The organism is Roseibium sp. (genome assembly GCF_965233565.1).
Taxonomy (GTDB): Bacteria; Pseudomonadota; Alphaproteobacteria; order Rhizobiales; family Stappiaceae; genus Roseibium.
Window position 1 is genome coordinate 5,410,360 of sequence record NZ_OZ247494.1, and the last position, 16,482, is coordinate 5,426,841.

A 16,482-nucleotide genomic window follows, 5' to 3' on the forward strand; every position below is an offset into this window, starting at 1 on the left:
CGTGGTTTGGGAGGACCGCGTCATGACAAATCTGGTGAAGATGACGGGAATCGAGAAACGGTTCCCCGGCGTGCACGCCCTGAAATCCGTCAATTTCGAGCTGGACAGCGGTGAAGTCCATGCACTGATGGGAGAAAACGGCGCCGGCAAGTCGACGCTGATGAAGATCCTGTCGGGCATCTACCCCAAGGATGGCGGCGAGCTTCTGGTCGAGGGGCAGGACGTGGTGATCGACAGTCCCCGCGCCGCGCAGGATCTGGGCATCGGCATCATTCATCAGGAGCTCAGCCTGATGAACGATCTGACTGTCGCCCAGAACATTTTCATTGGCCGGGAGCCGCGCAAGCGGTTCGGGCGTCTTGACGAAGCGGCACTGAATGCGCAGGCGGACGAGATCTTCCGCTCCATGAACCTGACTATGAACCCCAGGACCATCGTCGGCGAGCTGACCATTGCCCGCCAGCAGATGGTCGAAATCGCCAAGGCGCTCTCCTACCGGTCCAGGGTCCTGATCATGGATGAGCCGACCGCGGCGCTGAACGACGCGGAAATTGCGGAGCTCTTCACCATCATCCGCCGCCTGAAGGCCGATGGTGTTGGCATTATCTATATCAGCCACAAGATGGATGAGCTGAAACAGATCGCCGACCGGGTGACGGTCATGCGTGATGGCGCCTATGTCGGAACCGTCGGCGCGGCCGAAACGCCCGTTTCCAAGATCATCTCCATGATGGTCGGCCGCGAAGTGACCAACGATCCGGTGGTTGTACCCGATCTCTCGGAGGCAGAGACCGTTCTGGAGGTGCGTGGTCTCACTCGTGGCAGCGAAATCCGGGACGTCAGCTTTTCCGTTCGCAAGGGAGAAATCCTGGGTTTTGCCGGCCTCATGGGGGCAGGGCGAACCGAAGTTGCCCGGGCCATCTTTGGCGCCGATCCCCGTGAGGGGGGGGAGATCCGGGTCCACGGCAAGGCCTGCGCAATCTCCAGGCCGTCCGACGCAGTCAGGGCCGGGATCGGTTACCTGTCTGAGGATCGCAAGCACTTTGGCCTTGCGACGGGCATGGATGTGCGCACCAACGTGGCCCTTGCCAGCCTCGACCGTTTCGCCAGCCGCTTCGGCGTTCTGAGAGAAGAGGCCATGCGCAAGACCGCGCAGGACTATATCGGCCAACTTGAGATCCGCACACCGTCCGACCGCCAGGAAGTCCGGCTACTGTCCGGGGGCAACCAGCAGAAGGTTGTCATTGCCAAGTGGCTTTACCGGGATTGCGACATCCTGATTTTCGATGAACCGACCAGAGGCATCGATGTTGGCGCCAAGTCGGAAATCTACAAGCTCCTGAAAAACCTCGCCAGCGAAGGCCGGGCGATCATCGTGATCTCCTCGGAATTGCCCGAAGTCATGCGGCTCAGCCATCGCATTGCCGTCATGTGCGAGGGCCGCCTGACCGGCATCCTGCCAGGCGGAGAAGACACAACCCAGGAAGACATCATGCATCTGGCGACACAACGGGCGCCGTCCATGCAGCCGGAGGGATATCCGCAATGACCGCCGTCAACACGCCATCTTCGCCGACATTCGTGACCCGTCTGGTCGAGGCCGGAGCGCATCAGAAACTGCTCGCCTTTGCCAGTCTGATCCTGCTCCTGATCGGTTTTTCGATCGCGTCTCCCAATTTCATGCAGACGTCCAACATGATTGCCATCTTGCAGGCCACCTCTGTCAATGGCGTTCTGGCGGTCGCCGCGACGCTGGTGATCATCACCGGCGGCATCGATCTGTCGGTCGGAACGTTGATGACCTTCTGCGCGGTGATTGCAGGCGTGGTCTTGACCAATCTTGGCATGCCGCTGCCACTCGGTGTTCTGGCTGCCATTGCCACCGGCGCTTTCTGCGGCCTTTGTTCGGGTACCTTTGTCGCCAAGATGAAGATCCCGCCCTTCATCGCAACGCTCGGGATGATGCTGATCCTGAAGGGGCTCTCGCTGGTCATCTCAGGCACGCGTCCGATCTACTTCAACGACACGCCGGGTTTCGACCAGATTTCACGCGGCTCGCTGATCGGCGAAATCTTTCCCGCGCTGCCGATCCCCAATGGTGTTCTGATCCTGTTCCTTGTCGCCGGAGCCGCAGCTTACATCCTCGGTCGAACGGTGCTCGGACGGTACACCTTCGCGCTGGGCTCCAACGAGGAAGCCGTGCGTCTGTCAGGCGTGAACACCGACCTTTGGAAAATGGCGGTCTACGCGCTTGCCGGAGCCATCTGCGGTATCGCCGGCATCCTGATTGCCTCGCGCCTGAACTCGGCCCAGCCCGCCTTGGGCCTCGGCTACGAGCTGGAAGCAATCGCTGCCGTCGTGATCGGCGGAACATCGCTCAGCGGCGGGCGCGGTACGGTTCTCGGAACGCTGATCGGCGCATTGATCATGGCCGTTCTGACCAATGGTCTTCGTGTCCTGTCCGTCGCCCAGGAATGGCAGACCGTTGTGACCGGCGCGATCATCATCCTGGCCGTCTATGCCGACATGGTTCGCCGGCGCAGGTCTTGACGTTCACCAAAAACCAAGAGGGCGACCACGCCCCGAAACCCGGGAAGAACCGGTCCAACCACAGGAGAGCAATATGCTGAACAGACGTACCCTCATTGGAGCCGCCAGCGCCGCCGCGCTGATGTTGTCCGCAAATTTCGCAAGTGCGCAGGAAACCTACGTGCCGCTGATCTCAAAGGGCTTCCAGCACCAGTTCTGGCAGGCCGTGAAGGCAGGCGCCGATCAGGCATCTGAGGAATTTGGTGTGGCCATCACCTTTGAAGGTCCGGACAATGAATCCATGGTCGACCGTCAGATCGACATGCTGGCAGCCGCCCTCGCCAAGAACCCGACGGCCATCGGTTTTGCGGCGCTCGACAGCCAGGCAGCCATTCCGCTGCTGCGCCAGGCCCAGGAAAAGGGCATTCCGGTGATTGCCTTTGACAGTGGCGTCGACAGTGACATACCGGTCGCGACCGCCTCGACGGATAATGTTGCCGCAGCTGCCCTTGCGGCGGACAAGATGGCAGAGCTGATTGGCGGTGCCGGCAAGGTGGCGATCGTGGCCCATGACCAGACCAGCCGGACCGGCATCGACCGCGTTGACGGTTTTGCCAATCAGGTCAAGGACAAGTATCCGGACATTGAAGTGGTGACTGTACAATATGGCGCAGGCGATCATTTGAAGTCGACCGAACTGACCAAGGCGATCCTGACGGCCAATCCGGACCTGAAAGGCATCTTTGGCGCCAATGAGGGATCTGCACTTGGTGTCGTCAACGGCGTTACGGAAATGGGCAAGTCCGACATCGTCATCATCGGCTATGACAGTGGCAAGGCCCAGAAGGACGCGATCCGGAATGGCGTGATGGCCGGCGCGATCACCCAGAACCCGGTCGGGATCGGCTATGAAACCGTCAAGGCGGCGCTTGAGGCCTCCCAGGGCAAGGAAGTCCCGTCGCATATCGACACCGGCTTCTACTGGTACGACAAGTCGAACATGGACGATCCCAAGATCGCGGCAGTCTTGTATGATTGATTATTATAGATAATATCTAGAAGGAAAATTTGAGCCTGAAACTGCTTCCATATGCAGTCTGATGGTTGCAGATTGAACAGGCTCCCACAACCCGGCCGTCACAAGCGGCCGGGTTCCCAACGTCAAGGAAAGACCTTCATGAAACTGCTGAGATACGGCGCGCCGGGTGAAGAAAAGCCCGGTCTTCTTGATAGCGACAATCAGGTCCGGGACCTGTCATTGATCGTTTCCGACATTGCCGGCGACGCCCTGGGGCCGGAGAGCCTGCAGCGCCTTCAGGCGCTCGATATCTCGACCTTGCCCGTGGTTGCTGGAACGCCGCAAGAGGACCTGCGTCTTGGCCCCTGTGTCGGGGCTATCGGCAAGTTCATCTGCATCGGCCTCAATTATGCCGACCATGCGGCGGAATCCGGCATGGACGTGCCGCCGGAGCCGGTTGTTTTCAACAAGTGGACGTCGGCGATTGTCGGTCCGGATGACGATGTGAAGATCCCGCGCGGGTCTGAAAAGACTGACTGGGAAGTCGAACTGGGCGTCGTGATCGGCAAGGGCGGTGCCTATATCGACGAAGCGGATGCCATGAGCCATATGGCCGGCTTCTGCGTGGTCAATGATGTGTCAGAGCGCGAATACCAGATCGAGCGGTCCGGCACCTGGGACAAGGGCAAGGGCTGCGACACATTCGGCCCGACGGGTCCCTGGCTGGTGACGCCCGATGAGGTCGGCGACTATGACGACCTTGGAATGTGGCTCGAGGTCGACGGGACGCGCCGCCAGACCGGTTCGACCAAAACCATGGTTTACCGGGTGCCGTTCCTGATTTCCTATCTCAGCCGTTTCATGAGCCTGCAGCCGGGCGACGTCATCTCCACCGGCACGCCTCCGGGTGTCGGCATGGGCCACAAGCCGCCGGTTTATCTGAAGGGCGGCGAAATCATGAAACTCGGCATCGACAAGCTGGGTGTGCAGACCCAGAAGGTGGTGCGGGCCTGACGAAACCTGCGCTCTGACTTTCCTTGTCATCCCGGTTTGCCGCAAAGCGGCAAGACCGGGACCCAGTAAACTCCAAGGTTTGGTCCAAAACCGAGCGGTGTGGAGTACTGGCTCCCGGATCTCCGCTGCGCTGCGTCCGGGATGACAAATTGAGAGGGTGTGCAGGTCTCACCGCGCTCCTTTGCCTGCTTCATGCCCCGAAAACCGCGCCAGCAGCACCGCAACGCTCTTGACCTGAAACTTCTTCAAAAGCCTAGCCCGAACATCCTCGATCGTCCTTGGAGACAGGCCAAGTCCGCGCGCCATTTCCTTGCTTGTCTGTCCCTGGGCAAGCAGAAGCAACACGTCCCGTTCGCGCGGTGTCAGCTGCGGTCCATCCGTTGTGCGGTCGATCAGCGCGAAGCTCAGGACAATGCGTTTCAGGGGCGCTTCCGGGGTCAGGGTACGCGCCCGGAAGCGGCACCAGATGCGGGATCCGTCGGAGCGGCGCATCAACCGTTCATCCGTGTAGGGCAGGGACTGGCGCAGCGGTTCCAGCCCGATATCCCGGATCTGGTGGAACTCCTGGTCGGTGCCGTAAAGCAGGCGAAAACTCTGCCCGATCAGGGCCTCCTTGCTGTAACCGAACATGGCGGCAAAGGTTTCGTTGCAGGTCTGGATGATCCTGTTTTCGGTCAGGGTCAGCCCCATTGGGGCGTGGTCGAAGGCAAGTTGATCGAGCTCTGACATGGGTCACCGTGAAACTACGGTATTGGCACCGTAGTTCGAGAGTAGCATAGTTGGTGTTTGGGTTGCCAATGGGAGATGGAGCCGGATGCCGCTTGTCGACGACCTGATCCGTGAAATTGACGCAAGGCGCGATGATCTGATTGCGCTGACACAGGATCTGCTGCGCATTCCGACGCTCAATCCACCCGGCGACAACTACCTTGAGATCTGCAATTTTCTGAAAAAAAGACTGAGGGCGTCCGGTTTTCAGACCGAATTGATCCGGGCACATGGTGCGCCGGGTGACAGTGAAAAATATCCGCGCTGGAACGTGGTTGCCCGCCGCGAAGGCGGCCGATCGGGTGAATGCGTGCACTTCAACAGCCATATCGACGTGGTCGATGTCGGGCATGGCTGGACCAAGGATCCGTTTGGCGGCGAACTTGTCGACGGCAAGATCTATGGTCGCGGCGCCTGTGACATGAAGGGGGGGCTGGCTGCCAGCATCGTGGCGGCCGAGGCTTTCCTGGCGGTCTGCCCGGACTTTGCCGGCGCCATCGAGATCAGTGGAACGGCCGACGAGGAATCGGGTGGTTATGGCGGGGTCGCCTATCTGGCCGGCAAGGGCTATTTCGATCCGGACCGGGTCCAGCACGTCATCATTCCCGAACCACTCAACAAGGACAGGATCTGCCTCGGGCACCGCGGTGTCTGGTGGGCGGAAGTCGAGACTTACGGCGAAATCGCCCACGGTTCCATGCCTTTTCTCGGCGATTGCGCCGTCCGCCACATGGGCGCGGTGGTCGAAGAGATGGAACAGAGCCTGTTCCCGGCGCTGGCGCAAAAACGGACGGATATGCCGGTCGTTCCGGAAGGGGCCAGGCAGTCGACGCTCAACATCAATTCCATTCATGGCGGCCAGTCGGAAGGCGATGCCGATTTCACCGGACTGCCAAGTCCTTGCGTTCCGGACAGCTGCCGAATGGTAATTGATCGCAGATTCCTGCTGGAAGAGAATATCGATGAGGTCCAGGCGGAGGTGATGGATGTTCTGAAAACCGTCGAAGGGCGGCGCGACAAGTTCCGCTATGATGTCCGCGAGCTTCACCGTGTGCTGCCGACCATGACGGAGAAGGACGCGCCCGTGGTCACAACCGTCGCGAAAGCCATCCGGGAGACCATGGGCAAGGAGGCGGAATATGTCGTCAGTCCCGGCACATACGACCAGAAGCACATCGACCGGATCGGCAAACTGAAAAATTGTATCGCCTATGGACCGGGCATTCTGGATCTTGCGCACAAACCGGACGAATATGTCGGTGTCGACGACATGCTCGACTCGGCGAAGGTGATGGGCCGCTCGCTGATCGATCTTCTGGCTGGAAAGCAAGATCAGCCGTCAGAAATAGGGGGAAGTCATGAGCCTGCGTAAGATCGGACTGGGAGTAATAAGCGCCTTGGCGCTGACCGCGAGCATGGGTCTCGCCCACGCGAAGAGCGACATCGTTGTTGCCATGCAGCTGGAACCGCCGCATCTGGACCCGACCAGCGCCGCCGCCGGTGCCATCGATTCCGTGCTCTATTCCAATGTCTTCGAAGGCCTGACCCGTTTCGGTCCGGATGGCTCGGTCAACCCGGGCCTCGCTGAAACCTGGGAGATCTCGGAGGACGGCAAGTCCTATACGTTCAAGCTGCAAGAGGGCGTGAAGTTCCACGACGGCAGCGACATGACCGCCGAGGACGTCAAGTTCAGCCTGGACCGCGCGCGCGCGGAGGACAGCCAGAACGCCCAGAAGGCACTTTTTGCAGGCATTGAATCGGTCGAAGTTGTCGATCCGTTGACGGTCAAGGTCACGCTCAAGGAGCCAAACGGCAGTTTCCTGTTCAACATGGCCTGGGGCGACGCCGTGATCGTCGCACCGGAAACCATCGGTGACATCAAGACAACGCCAATCGGAACCGGTGCGTTCAAGTTCACCGACTGGGTCCAGGGGGACCGGATCGATCTTGAAAAGAATGCCGACTATTGGGGCGAACCTGCCAAACTCGACAAGGTCACCTTCAAGTTCATTTCCGATCCGACCGCAGCCTTTGCAGCCGTGATGGCCGAAGACGTCAATGCCTTTGTCGGTTTCCCGGCGCCGGAAAACCTGCCGCAATTTGAAGCCGATCCGCGTTTCCAGGTGCTGGTGGGATCAACGGAAGGCGAAACGATCCTGTCGACCAACAACAAGCTGCCGCCGCTCGACAACATCAAGGTGCGCGAAGCCATTGCGCATGCAATCGACCGCCAGGCGATCATCGATGGCGCGATGTTCGGCTATGGCACCCCGATCGGCACCCACTTCGCGCCGCATAATCCCGATTATGTCGATCTGACCGGCCTCAGCCAGTACGATCCGGAGCTTTCCAAAAAGCTCCTTGCGGAAGCCGGCTATCCGGACGGATTCACCACGACCCTGAAGCTGCCGCCGCCCTCCTATGCCCGTCGCGGTGGGGAGATCATCGCCTCGCAGCTGCGCGCCGTCGGCATCGAAACGGAGATCACCAACCTGGAATGGGCCCAGTGGCTGGAACAGGTGTTCAAGGGCAAGGATTTTGGACTGACCATCGTCAGCCACACCGAACCGATGGATATCGGCATCTACGCGCGTCCCGACTACTATTTTCAGTATGACAATCCGGCCTTCCAGAAACTGATCGAAGACCTGACCATTGAAAACGATCCGGAAAAACGCTCCCAGCTTCTGAAGGATGCGCAGGAAATCATCTCCAACGACTATGTGAACGGCTATCTGTTCCAGCTCGCATTCCCGACCGTTGCCAATGCCAAGATCAAGGGGCTCTGGAAAAACCAGCCGACCCAGGCCACGGATCTGACAGCGGTCTCCTGGGAAGACTGACCCATACGCGAAGCAGGGTGTTCGCGCTTCGGTGCGCACACCCATTTGTCCTTCCCACTCCTGACGGTGGCTGCCTTTGTTGCGGCCACGCGACGCGGTCATGCTGCACTATTTTCTGAAACGTCTCTTGTCGCTGGCCTTGAGCCTTGTCGCGGCGTCCGTGATCATCTTCCTGGCGTTGGAAGTGGTTCCGGGCGATCCGGCGGCCTATATGCTCGGCCTCAATGCGCAGGAAGACACACTTGCAGCCCTGCGTGAGGAACTGGGCCTTAACGGCACGATCCTGCAACGTTATTTGTCCTGGGCAGGGGGGCTTCTGGTCGGTGATTTTGGCACTTCCTACACCTATCGCACCCCGGTGTCGGAGATGATCGGCGACCGGCTCTGGGTGTCGTTGCCGCTGGCGCTTTACGCCCTGACCTTAAGCACGCTGATTGCCTTTCCGGCGGGTATCTGGGCGGCCTCGCGGCGCGGCACGGCCGTGGATGCCGGTGTCATGGGTGTTACGCAGCTTGGCGTTGCGATCCCGAATTTCTGGTTTGCCATGCTGATGGTCCTGGTCTTTGCGATCAATCTGCGCTGGTTTTCCGCAGGCGGCTTTCCGGGCTGGGATGCGGGCTTCTTCGCGGGCATGAAAGCGCTGACGCTGCCGGCCACCGCACTGGCCCTGCCGCAGGCCAGCATCCTGACGCGGGTGATGCGCTCCAGCCTGCTCGATACGCTCAGTGAGGATTTTATCCGCACCGCCAGAGCCAAGGGGCTCTCCAAGGGCCAGGCGCTCTGGCGCCATGCCGTGCGCAATGCCCTGATCCCGGTGCTGACCATTCTCGGTCTGCAGTTCTCGTTTCTGCTGGCCGGCGCGATCATCATCGAAAATGTCTTCTTTTTGCCGGGCCTGGGTCGGCTGGTATTCCAGTCAATCAGCGCGCGCGATCTGATCGTGGTCGAGAGTGTCGTGATGCTTTTGGTCTTTGCGGTGATTGTCGTCAATTTTGCCGTCGACATGGCCTATGCCTGGGTCGACCCGCGCTTGCGCAGGAGACGATGATGAGCGTTTTCCTGCACAGCCGTACACTGCTGCCCGGCGCAATCCTTACGTTTGTTTTTGCCGGCGCGGCCCTGATCAGCCTGATCTGGGTGCCCTATGACATCACCGTTCTGGAGATTGCCAACCGGATGAAACCGCCCAGCTGGGCGCATCCACTCGGTACCGATCAGTTCGGACGGGATATCCTGAGCATGATCATGGAGGGTGCGCGCACGTCCATCGCCGTTGCGCTGGTCGCCGTCGGCATCGGCATGGTGCTCGGTGTGCCCTTGGGCCTGGCCGCGGCGGCCAGGAAAGGCGGTCTCATGGACGAGGTGATCATGCGCGGCAATGACCTGGTCTTTGCCTTTCCGAGTCTTCTGATCGCCGTCATGATCACGGCCGTGTTCGGAGCGTCCGCGCTGAACGCCATCATCGCCATCGGGATTTTCAACATTCCGGTATTTGCCCGCCTGACCCGGGGCGCGGCCCTGTCTTTGTGGAGCCGGGACTACATTCTGGCCGCGCGCGTTGCCGGCAAGGGACCGGCAAGGATTTCGCTGGAGCACATTCTGCCCAATGTCGCCAATCTGCTGATTGTCCAGGGCACGATCCAGTTCTCGCTCGGCATCCTCGCGGAAGCTGGTCTGAGCTATGTCGGGCTTGGCGCACAGCCACCGATTGCCAGCTGGGGCCGCATGCTTGCCGACAGTCAGACGATGATATCGCTGGCGCCCCATCTGGCCCTTTTCCCGGGACTTGCGATCCTCCTGACCGTGCTCGGCCTCAATTTGCTTGGCGACGGCCTGCGCGACGTGCTTGATCCCAAGTTCAGGAGGGCACGGACATGAGCCTTCTGGAGATCGACAATCTCTCGCTGTCCATTCACGGTGTACCGATCCTGGAGCGCGTATCCATGTCGCTGGCACCTGGCCGTATTCTGGGTGTCATCGGCGAAAGCGGCTCGGGCAAGTCGATCACTGCGTTCAGCGTCCTGCAACTCCTGCCCAACGGCACGGAGTGCAGCGGGGAAATCATCCTGAACGGCCAGGACATTCTGGGGCTCTCCGAGAAAGAGCTTTGCGGCTTGCGCGGGCGCGAGGTTGGGATGGTGTTCCAGGAACCGATGACCGCGCTCAATCCGTTGAAGACCATCGGGGCCCAGGTCGCCGAAACGATCCTGATCCACGAGAAGGTCTCCAGGGCCGAGGCGATGGCGCGGGCCGCCGAGGCGCTGCACCGGGCGGAGTTGCCGCAGGAAAGGTTTCCGCTGTCGCGCTATCCGCATGAACTTTCCGGCGGGCAGCGCCAGCGCGTCGTGATCGCCATGGCGATTGCCTTGAAACCCCGGCTGCTGATCGCGGACGAGCCGACAACGGCACTGGATGTCACGACCCAGGCGCAGATCCTCGATCTTCTGAAGCGGCTGGTCGCCGAAGACGGCATGGGGCTGATGCTGATTTCGCACGACCTCGCCGTGGTGGCAGATCTCGCGGACGATCTTGTCATCATGAAGGACGGGGAGGTGGTGGAAAGCGGTCCGGCGGACGAGATTTTCGCCAATATGCGGCATCCCTATTCGAAAGCGCTGCTGGAAGCCTCAGGTCATGTGCCGGAGCGGGCCAGCGAGCCGGTGGAGGTGCCGCTCCTGGAAGTGAGGGAGGTCGTGCGCGATTATGTCGGCCACACCCATGGCTGGTGGGGCAAGACCACCCATTTCCGGGCGGTCGACAAGGTCAGTTTCACGATACGCAAGGGGGAGAGCCTGGGGCTTGTCGGCGAGTCCGGTTGTGGCAAGTCCACGCTGACACGGGCCATTCTGGGCCTGGAAGAGGTTCAGTCAGGTGAAATCCTCTTTGACGGTCTGCCGGTCTTTACCCATCACCACGCCAATATCGCCGTGCGCCGCCGCATGCAGGTGGTGTTCCAGGACCCTTATGGCAGTTTCAATCCGCGCTGGAAGGTCGACCGTCTGGTGACCGAGCCGTTCCACCTTCTTGAGGCGCCGCCGCGCGGGAAGGAGCGCGAGCGGGCGATTGCCGAAGCGCTGGAAAGCGTCGGGCTGAAGCCTTCCGATGCCGACAAGTACATTCACGAATTTTCCGGCGGGCAGCGCCAGAGGATTGCCATTGCCCGCGCGCTGATCATCAAGCCCGACCTGATCATCCTGGATGAGGCGGTGTCGGCGCTGGACGTGTCTGTCCGGGCCCAGGTGCTTGATTTGCTGGCGGATCTGAGCGGCCGGTTCGGGCTGACCTATCTCTTCATCAGCCATGATTTGAGCGTCGTTCGCTCCATCACCGATCGGGTGCTGGTCATGAAAGCCGGCCAGATCGTCGAGGAAGGGCCGACCGGAGACGTCTTCGATCACCCGTCCCACCCCTATACGAAACAGCTCGTTGCGGCCGCCCCGGTTCTGCCGGTGGATGCGGCCTGAAGGAGAAGCAGACATGTTCAGATCCAGGAGAAAATTAGGCCCAGTGCTGCTGACAATCCTGCTTGCTTGGATCTGGGTCAGTGTCGGTCTGCCTTACGGAAATGACTTCGGGCAACCCGGATACAGTGACAACCACCTGTTCATAGAACTGTTTTTCCCGAAACAGCACACAATGTTTTACTGAGGAGCCACGGATGTCTGAGCTCGATCTCTGGTTCGATCCGGCCAAATGCCTGATCAATGGCACATGGGTTGATCCTCTGGGCGGCGAGGAACTGCCCCTGAATGATCCCTCGACCGGTGGGCGTATCGGCGCGATTGCAAGGGGAGGAGCGGCCGACATTGACGCGGCCGTCGCAGCCGCGGACGCCGCTCTCAAAGGTCCCTGGGGCAAGACATCAGCGGCGGAACGCGGGCGCTTCCTGTTTCGCCTGCAGCAACTTGTACTGGAAAAGGTCGACCATCTGGCAAGGATCGAGGCGATCGACGTCGGCAAACCGCTGAAGCAGGCACGCAACGATGCTGTCGCGCTCGCCCGGTACCTGGAATTCTATGGCGGCGCAGCCGACAAGCTGCATGGCGAGACCATTCCCTATCTAGACGGCTATACGGTTTACACCTTGCGCGAGCCGCATGGCGTCACCGGTCATATCGTTCCCTGGAATTACCCGATGCAGATCATCGGACGCTCGGTCGGCGCCGCATTGGCAACGGGCAATGCCTGTGTGTTGAAACCGGCCGAGGACGCGTGTCTGACCGCGCTTGCCTTTGCCGATCTCGCTCGCCAGGCCGGATTGCCGGACGGGGTCCTGAATGTGGTGCCGGGGCTCGGCGGTGAGGCCGGTGCCGCCCTGTCAGCGCATCCGGGCGTGCACCATGTGTCCTTCACCGGGTCCGTTGCAACCGGCATCCAGGTGCAGATGGCCGCTGCCCGCAACGTGGTGCCGGTCACGCTCGAACTGGGCGGCAAGTCTCCGCAGCTGGTGTTCGAGGATGCGGATCTGGATGCAGCGCTGCCGTTTCTCGTCAATGCGGGCATCCAGAATGCCGGGCAGACCTGCTCGGCGTCTTCGCGCATTCTTGTGCAGCGGTCCCGGGTTGCGGAAGTCACCGACCTGATGGCGGCGCGCTATGGTGGCCTGAAAGTCGGTCCGGCGCTGGCCGACCTCGATGTCGGGCCGCTGATCTCGGCCAGACAGCAAGGCATCGTCTCCAGTTTTCTCGACCGGGGTGCAGATCTTGAAAAGGCGGCGGAGGCAGAACTCAGCGGAACACCGGAAGGCGGCAGTTATGTGCGCCCGACGCTGTTCGGCAATGTGGCGCCGGATCACGTGCTGGCACGTGACGAGATTTTCGGCCCGGTTCAGGTGATTATCCCGTTCGATGACGAAGAGGAGGCTGTCGCCATAGCCAACGGCACCGATTATGGCCTGGTGGCCAGCCTCTGGACCCGGGACGGTGCACGCCAGATGCGGCTGGCAAAGCAAATCCGGACCGGTCAGGTCTTCATCAACAATTACGGTGCCGGCGGCGGCGTCGAGCTGCCGTTCGGCGGCATGGGCAGGTCCGGTCACGGACGGGAAAAGGGGTTTGAGGCGCTCTACGGCTTCACGACCCTGAAGACCGTGGCGGCGTTGCACGGATAGGGGGAGTCCTGCGGCGGAAACGGAATTAGGAGCGGCAGCCACACTCTCGGTTGTCATCCTCGCGAAAGCGCGGACCCGGGAAGCTCATGAGGTTGTGTGTGCTTTTGGAATGAACGACAGGGTTGGCTGGGGGCCAGATCTGCGCAGTGGATGACTGGCGATGGATATTTGGAAATCAACGTCTCTGCCGTCATGCCATGGCTTGTCCATGGCATCCAGGCCGTTGCGTTTCCAATAGCACCGCCTGAGCGTGTTGCTTGGAAACGGTGTGGATTGCCGGGTCAAACCCGGCGCTGACGAACACCGAATGGGGATTTGAAGGAAACAAACTCAACTGGCTCTCCAGTTCCGGCTCGCGCTTAGCTGCGGCCGAGGTGACGATGGAGAGCTCGAACAAGGGAACGGGAGACAAGGATGAGACTGGACGGAAAACGGGCAATCGTCACCGGCGGCGCTTCGGGATTTGGAGCCGGCATCGTGCGCAAATTTGCAGCCGAGGGGGCAAAGGTGCTGGTGGCCGATCTCAATCAGGAGCTGGCGGAGGAGATTGCAGCTGAAGTTGGTGGCCTGGCTGTCAAAACGGATGTCTCCTGCAATGACAGCGTCGCCCATCTTGCTGATGTTGCCTCTTCGCTTCTGGGCAAGGTCGACATTCTGGTCAACAACGCCGGCATCACCCATCTGCCCAAACCGATGCAGGATGTGACAGAAGACGAGTTCGACCGGGTCCTGGCGGTTAATTGCAAGTCGGTCTACCTGACGGCAAGGCATTTTGTGCCGGCCATGTGCGACGCGGGCAAGGGCGCGATCCTGAATGTCGCCTCGACGGCCGGTCTCAGTCCGCGTCCGAAACTCAACTGGTACAATGCCTCCAAGGGCTGGATGATCACAGCCACCAAGACTATGGCCGTCGAACTGGCGCCGTCGGGCGTGCGCGTCAACGCCATTTGCCCGGTTGCCGGGGAGACACCTCTTCTGAAAAGCTTCATGGGCGAAGACACGCCGGAAATGCGCGCCAAGTTCCTCTCCACCATTCCGATCGGCCGGTTTTCGACCCCGGAAGACATGGGCAACGCCGCCTGTTTCCTGTGTTCCGATGAAGCCGGCATGGTTACCGGGGTTGCGATGGAGGTGGATGGCGGACGCTGCATCTGAGGAGAGTGGCCATGAAACAATGTGCTGGAGGGTGTCTCTGTGGGAAGGTGCGCTTCGTCGCATCGGGCGCGCCCTTGCGGGTTGGTCTTTGCCATTGCATGGACTGCCGCAAGCACCACGGCGCGCTGTTTCATGCCTCCGCCATCTTTCCGGAGAAGGCTGTGACCGTCGAAGGGGAGACGCAAAATTTTCAGGGCCGTCATTTCTGTCCGCTTTGCGGCTCGTCGGTCTTTTCCAGGACGGGTGACGAGATTGAAGTTCATCTCGGCGCGCTCGATGCCCCTGACCAGTTCCGGCCGACCTATGAGCTTTGGACCATCCGCCGCGAGGCCTGGTTACCGGAGTTTCCGGAGATGACGCTTTGTGAGCGGGACCGGGAGGACGAAGGCTGAGGAACAGGGGCTCCTAAGCCCAGCAGTCATCCATACATGAGCGAAGAGAAAGAGTGGGTGTCACCCCGGACAAGCGCAGCGCCGATCCGGGGCCTACTCGCATGTCCGCTTGCGTTCAGTATTGCCTTTGGCGCCGATGCTTTTCAGCTTGAGTTCTTGCTCTGGAAATGAGTAGGCCCCGGGTCTCGCTTCGCTCGCCCGGGGTGACACCAGGGGTTGGTGTTTTCGTCGGGTTTAACGCATGCTGGTGGGCGCAGACCTCCGAAATCTGGCTCCGCGACCAGCTGCGCCACATTCGTCCGGAAAGAGAGATGAGAAGGTGTGGGTGTCACCCTGGACAAGCGTAGCGCCGATCCGGGGTCTACTCGCATGTCCGCTTGCGCTCGGTACTGCCTTTAGCGCCGATGTTTTTTCAGCCAGCACTTTTGCTCCGGCAATATGTCTGCGACGATGCCTCGCATTGCTCACCCGGAAGGACACTGGGCAGGGGGGAGAACCCAGATTTCGGCTTGAATGCGCCTCACTGAAATTTTTTTGCCGATTAATTTCAGGCGAAAGTTGCTGATTTTGCTGGTCAATTTTCGCGATAAAATGAATGCATTCAAAAAAATGAAACGTTTCATATTGACGAGTCTCAAACTCCATGCTTTCAATTTGTCAGCCTGATCGCGCCGGAATTCCGGCCCCGAGGGTGCAGCCTTTTTGGGAGGAAAATCATGAAGTTATTTAAAATCGCTGCCGCGGCAGCGACCGGTCTCGCTTTGCTTGGTGGCACCGCTCTGGCCGATGACAAGCCGGTGGTCGGCCTGATCATGAAGTCACTCGCCAACGAGTTCTTCCAGAACATGATGGTGGGCGCCGAAGCGCACCAGGAAAAGCGTGGCGACTACGTGCTGAAAGCCGTCGGCATGCAGAACGAGACCGACTTTGAATCCCAGATCAACGCGGTTGAGAATTTCATCACCCAGGGTGTCGATGCCATCGTTGTTGCCCCGGCTGACAGCCGCGCCATGGTCCGTCCGCTGAAGAAGGCGATGGAAGCCGGCATTGTGGTGGTCAATTTCGACGTGGCGCTCGATGAGGACGCCAAGAAGCAGCAGGGTGTGGATCTGGCCTTTGTCGGTCCGGACAACCGCGGTGGCGCGAAGCTCGCCGGTGATGCGCTCGGCAAGACGCTGGGCGAGGGCGGCAAGGTCGTCATCATTGAAGGCAACCCGGGCGCTGACAACGCCAACCAGCGCCGCATGGGCTTTGAAGACAGCGTCGCAGAGTTCAAGCTCGACCTGCTGGACAGCCGCACGGCCCATTGGGAAACCGAAGAAGCCAACCAGGTCTTCGCCACCATGCTGACCGCGAACCCGGACATTCAGGGTGTCATGGCCGCCAACGATTCCATGGCCATCGGTGTCGTCAAGGCTCTGGAAAGTGCCGGTCGTGACGACATTCTGGTCGTCGGCTTCGACAACATCCCGGCCGTTGGCCCGATGATCGAAGACGGGCGCATGCTTGCCACCGTCGACCAGTTCGGCACCGACATGGCCGCCAATGCCATTGATCTGGCGCTGGAGGTTGTCGCAACCGACAAGGATCTCGAGGGCTGGGTCAAGACCCCGATCGAATTGGTGACGGCAAACTAAGCCTAATCCAAGAGCG

14 protein-coding genes are annotated in these 16,482 nt (G+C 60.4%); 13 read left to right on the top strand and 1 reads right to left on the bottom strand.

Going from position 1 to position 16,482, the window contains the following annotated elements; genetic code table 11:
- The first annotated feature begins 22 nt into the window (after positions 1 to 22).
- The 4 genes from ACO6TG_RS24665 (at position 23) to ACO6TG_RS24680 (ending at position 4,561) form a co-directional block, all read left to right on the top strand.
- A complete protein-coding gene (locus ACO6TG_RS24665) occupies positions 23 to 1,549 on the top strand; it encodes a sugar ABC transporter ATP-binding protein (RefSeq protein ID WP_422375620.1) in 1,527 nt (508 codons plus the stop codon).
- On the top strand, positions 1,546 to 2,550 hold the full coding sequence (locus ACO6TG_RS24670) for an ABC transporter permease (RefSeq protein ID WP_422375621.1): 1,005 nt from the start codon (positions 1,546 to 1,548) through the stop codon (positions 2,548 to 2,550). The genes ACO6TG_RS24665 and ACO6TG_RS24670 overlap by 4 nt, the downstream gene beginning before the upstream one ends.
- 73 nt (positions 2,551 to 2,623) lie before the next feature.
- Positions 2,624 to 3,568, top strand: a complete 945-nt coding sequence (locus tag ACO6TG_RS24675) for an ABC transporter substrate-binding protein (protein ID WP_422375622.1) — start codon at positions 2,624 to 2,626, stop codon at positions 3,566 to 3,568.
- A gap of 138 nt (positions 3,569 to 3,706) precedes the next feature.
- Positions 3,707 to 4,561 (top strand): fumarylacetoacetate hydrolase family protein, encoded by an 855-nt coding sequence (locus tag ACO6TG_RS24680; RefSeq protein ID WP_422375623.1) that lies wholly within the window; start codon positions 3,707 to 3,709, stop codon positions 4,559 to 4,561.
- Positions 4,562 to 4,729: 168 nt separating this feature from the next.
- On the opposite strand, the gene ACO6TG_RS24685 is transcribed toward ACO6TG_RS24680, so the two are convergent.
- Positions 4,730 to 5,290: a LuxR C-terminal-related transcriptional regulator gene (locus ACO6TG_RS24685; RefSeq protein WP_422375624.1), complete on the bottom strand. Its 561-nt coding sequence runs from the start codon at positions 5,288 to 5,290 to the stop codon at positions 4,730 to 4,732.
- A gap of 85 nt (positions 5,291 to 5,375) precedes the next feature.
- Here ACO6TG_RS24685 and ACO6TG_RS24690 point away from each other — a divergent pair, with 85 nt between their 5' ends.
- The 9 genes from ACO6TG_RS24690 to ACO6TG_RS24730 all read left to right on the top strand — a co-directional run bounded on the left by ACO6TG_RS24690 (position 5,376) and on the right by ACO6TG_RS24730 (position 16,466).
- A complete protein-coding gene (locus ACO6TG_RS24690) occupies positions 5,376 to 6,701 on the top strand; it encodes an acetylornithine deacetylase/succinyl-diaminopimelate desuccinylase family protein (protein WP_422375625.1) in 1,326 nt (441 codons plus the stop codon).
- Entirely contained in the window at positions 6,688 to 8,172 is a 1,485-nt protein-coding gene (locus ACO6TG_RS24695; protein ID WP_422375626.1) for an ABC transporter substrate-binding protein, read from the top strand. The genes ACO6TG_RS24690 and ACO6TG_RS24695 overlap by 14 nt, the downstream gene beginning before the upstream one ends.
- Positions 8,173 to 8,272: 100 nt before the next feature.
- Positions 8,273 to 9,220: an ABC transporter permease gene (locus ACO6TG_RS24700; protein WP_422375627.1), complete on the top strand. Its 948-nt coding sequence runs from the start codon at positions 8,273 to 8,275 to the stop codon at positions 9,218 to 9,220.
- Positions 9,220 to 10,050 (top strand): ABC transporter permease, encoded by an 831-nt coding sequence (locus ACO6TG_RS24705; RefSeq protein ID WP_422375628.1) that lies wholly within the window; start codon positions 9,220 to 9,222, stop codon positions 10,048 to 10,050. Before ACO6TG_RS24700 ends, ACO6TG_RS24705 begins: the two co-directional genes overlap by 1 nt.
- On the top strand, positions 10,047 to 11,636 hold the full coding sequence (locus ACO6TG_RS24710) for an ABC transporter ATP-binding protein (RefSeq protein WP_422375629.1): 1,590 nt from the start codon (positions 10,047 to 10,049) through the stop codon (positions 11,634 to 11,636). The genes ACO6TG_RS24705 and ACO6TG_RS24710 overlap by 4 nt, the downstream gene beginning before the upstream one ends.
- Before the next feature lie 194 nt (positions 11,637 to 11,830).
- A complete protein-coding gene (locus tag ACO6TG_RS24715; protein WP_422375630.1) occupies positions 11,831 to 13,282 on the top strand; it encodes an aldehyde dehydrogenase family protein in 1,452 nt (483 codons plus the stop codon).
- A 414-nt stretch (positions 13,283 to 13,696) separates the two neighbouring features.
- Positions 13,697 to 14,437, top strand: coding sequence for an SDR family oxidoreductase (locus ACO6TG_RS24720; protein ID WP_422375631.1), 741 nt, complete (start codon positions 13,697 to 13,699; stop codon positions 14,435 to 14,437).
- 11 nt (positions 14,438 to 14,448) lie between these two features.
- The gene (locus ACO6TG_RS24725; RefSeq protein WP_422375632.1) at positions 14,449 to 14,829 is read left to right on the top strand and encodes a GFA family protein; all 381 of its coding nucleotides are present in this window, start codon (positions 14,449 to 14,451) and stop codon (positions 14,827 to 14,829) included.
- A 716-nt stretch (positions 14,830 to 15,545) separates the two neighbouring features.
- Positions 15,546 to 16,466: a sugar ABC transporter substrate-binding protein gene (locus tag ACO6TG_RS24730; RefSeq protein ID WP_422375633.1), complete on the top strand. Its 921-nt coding sequence runs from the start codon at positions 15,546 to 15,548 to the stop codon at positions 16,464 to 16,466.
- Positions 16,467 to 16,482 lie beyond the last annotated feature (16 nt).

Bases quoted from the DNA above. Each gene is read 5' to 3' on its own strand.
- ACO6TG_RS24690 (WP_422375625.1), top strand. From the start codon at position 5,376: ATGCCGCTTGTCGACGACCTGATCCGTGAAATTGACGCAAGGCGCGAT.
- ACO6TG_RS24700 (WP_422375627.1), top strand. From the start codon at position 8,273: ATGCTGCACTATTTTCTGAAACGTCTCTTGTCGCTGGCCTTGAGCCTT.
- ACO6TG_RS24670 (WP_422375621.1), top strand. From the start codon at position 1,546: ATGACCGCCGTCAACACGCCATCTTCGCCGACATTCGTGACCCGTCTG.
- ACO6TG_RS24715 (WP_422375630.1), top strand. From the start codon at position 11,831: ATGTCTGAGCTCGATCTCTGGTTCGATCCGGCCAAATGCCTGATCAAT.
- ACO6TG_RS24665 (WP_422375620.1), top strand. From the start codon at position 23: ATGACAAATCTGGTGAAGATGACGGGAATCGAGAAACGGTTCCCCGGC.
- ACO6TG_RS24705 (WP_422375628.1), top strand. From the start codon at position 9,220: ATGAGCGTTTTCCTGCACAGCCGTACACTGCTGCCCGGCGCAATCCTT.
- ACO6TG_RS24695 (WP_422375626.1), top strand. From the start codon at position 6,688: ATGAGCCTGCGTAAGATCGGACTGGGAGTAATAAGCGCCTTGGCGCTG.
- ACO6TG_RS24725 (WP_422375632.1), top strand. From the start codon at position 14,449: ATGAAACAATGTGCTGGAGGGTGTCTCTGTGGGAAGGTGCGCTTCGTC.
- ACO6TG_RS24730 (WP_422375633.1), top strand. From the start codon at position 15,546: ATGAAGTTATTTAAAATCGCTGCCGCGGCAGCGACCGGTCTCGCTTTG.
- ACO6TG_RS24675 (WP_422375622.1), top strand. From the start codon at position 2,624: ATGCTGAACAGACGTACCCTCATTGGAGCCGCCAGCGCCGCCGCGCTG.
- ACO6TG_RS24710 (WP_422375629.1), top strand. From the start codon at position 10,047: ATGAGCCTTCTGGAGATCGACAATCTCTCGCTGTCCATTCACGGTGTA.
- ACO6TG_RS24685 (WP_422375624.1), bottom strand. From the start codon at position 5,290: ATGTCAGAGCTCGATCAACTTGCCTTCGACCACGCCCCAATGGGGCTG.
- ACO6TG_RS24720 (WP_422375631.1), top strand. From the start codon at position 13,697: ATGAGACTGGACGGAAAACGGGCAATCGTCACCGGCGGCGCTTCGGGA.
- ACO6TG_RS24680 (WP_422375623.1), top strand. From the start codon at position 3,707: ATGAAACTGCTGAGATACGGCGCGCCGGGTGAAGAAAAGCCCGGTCTT.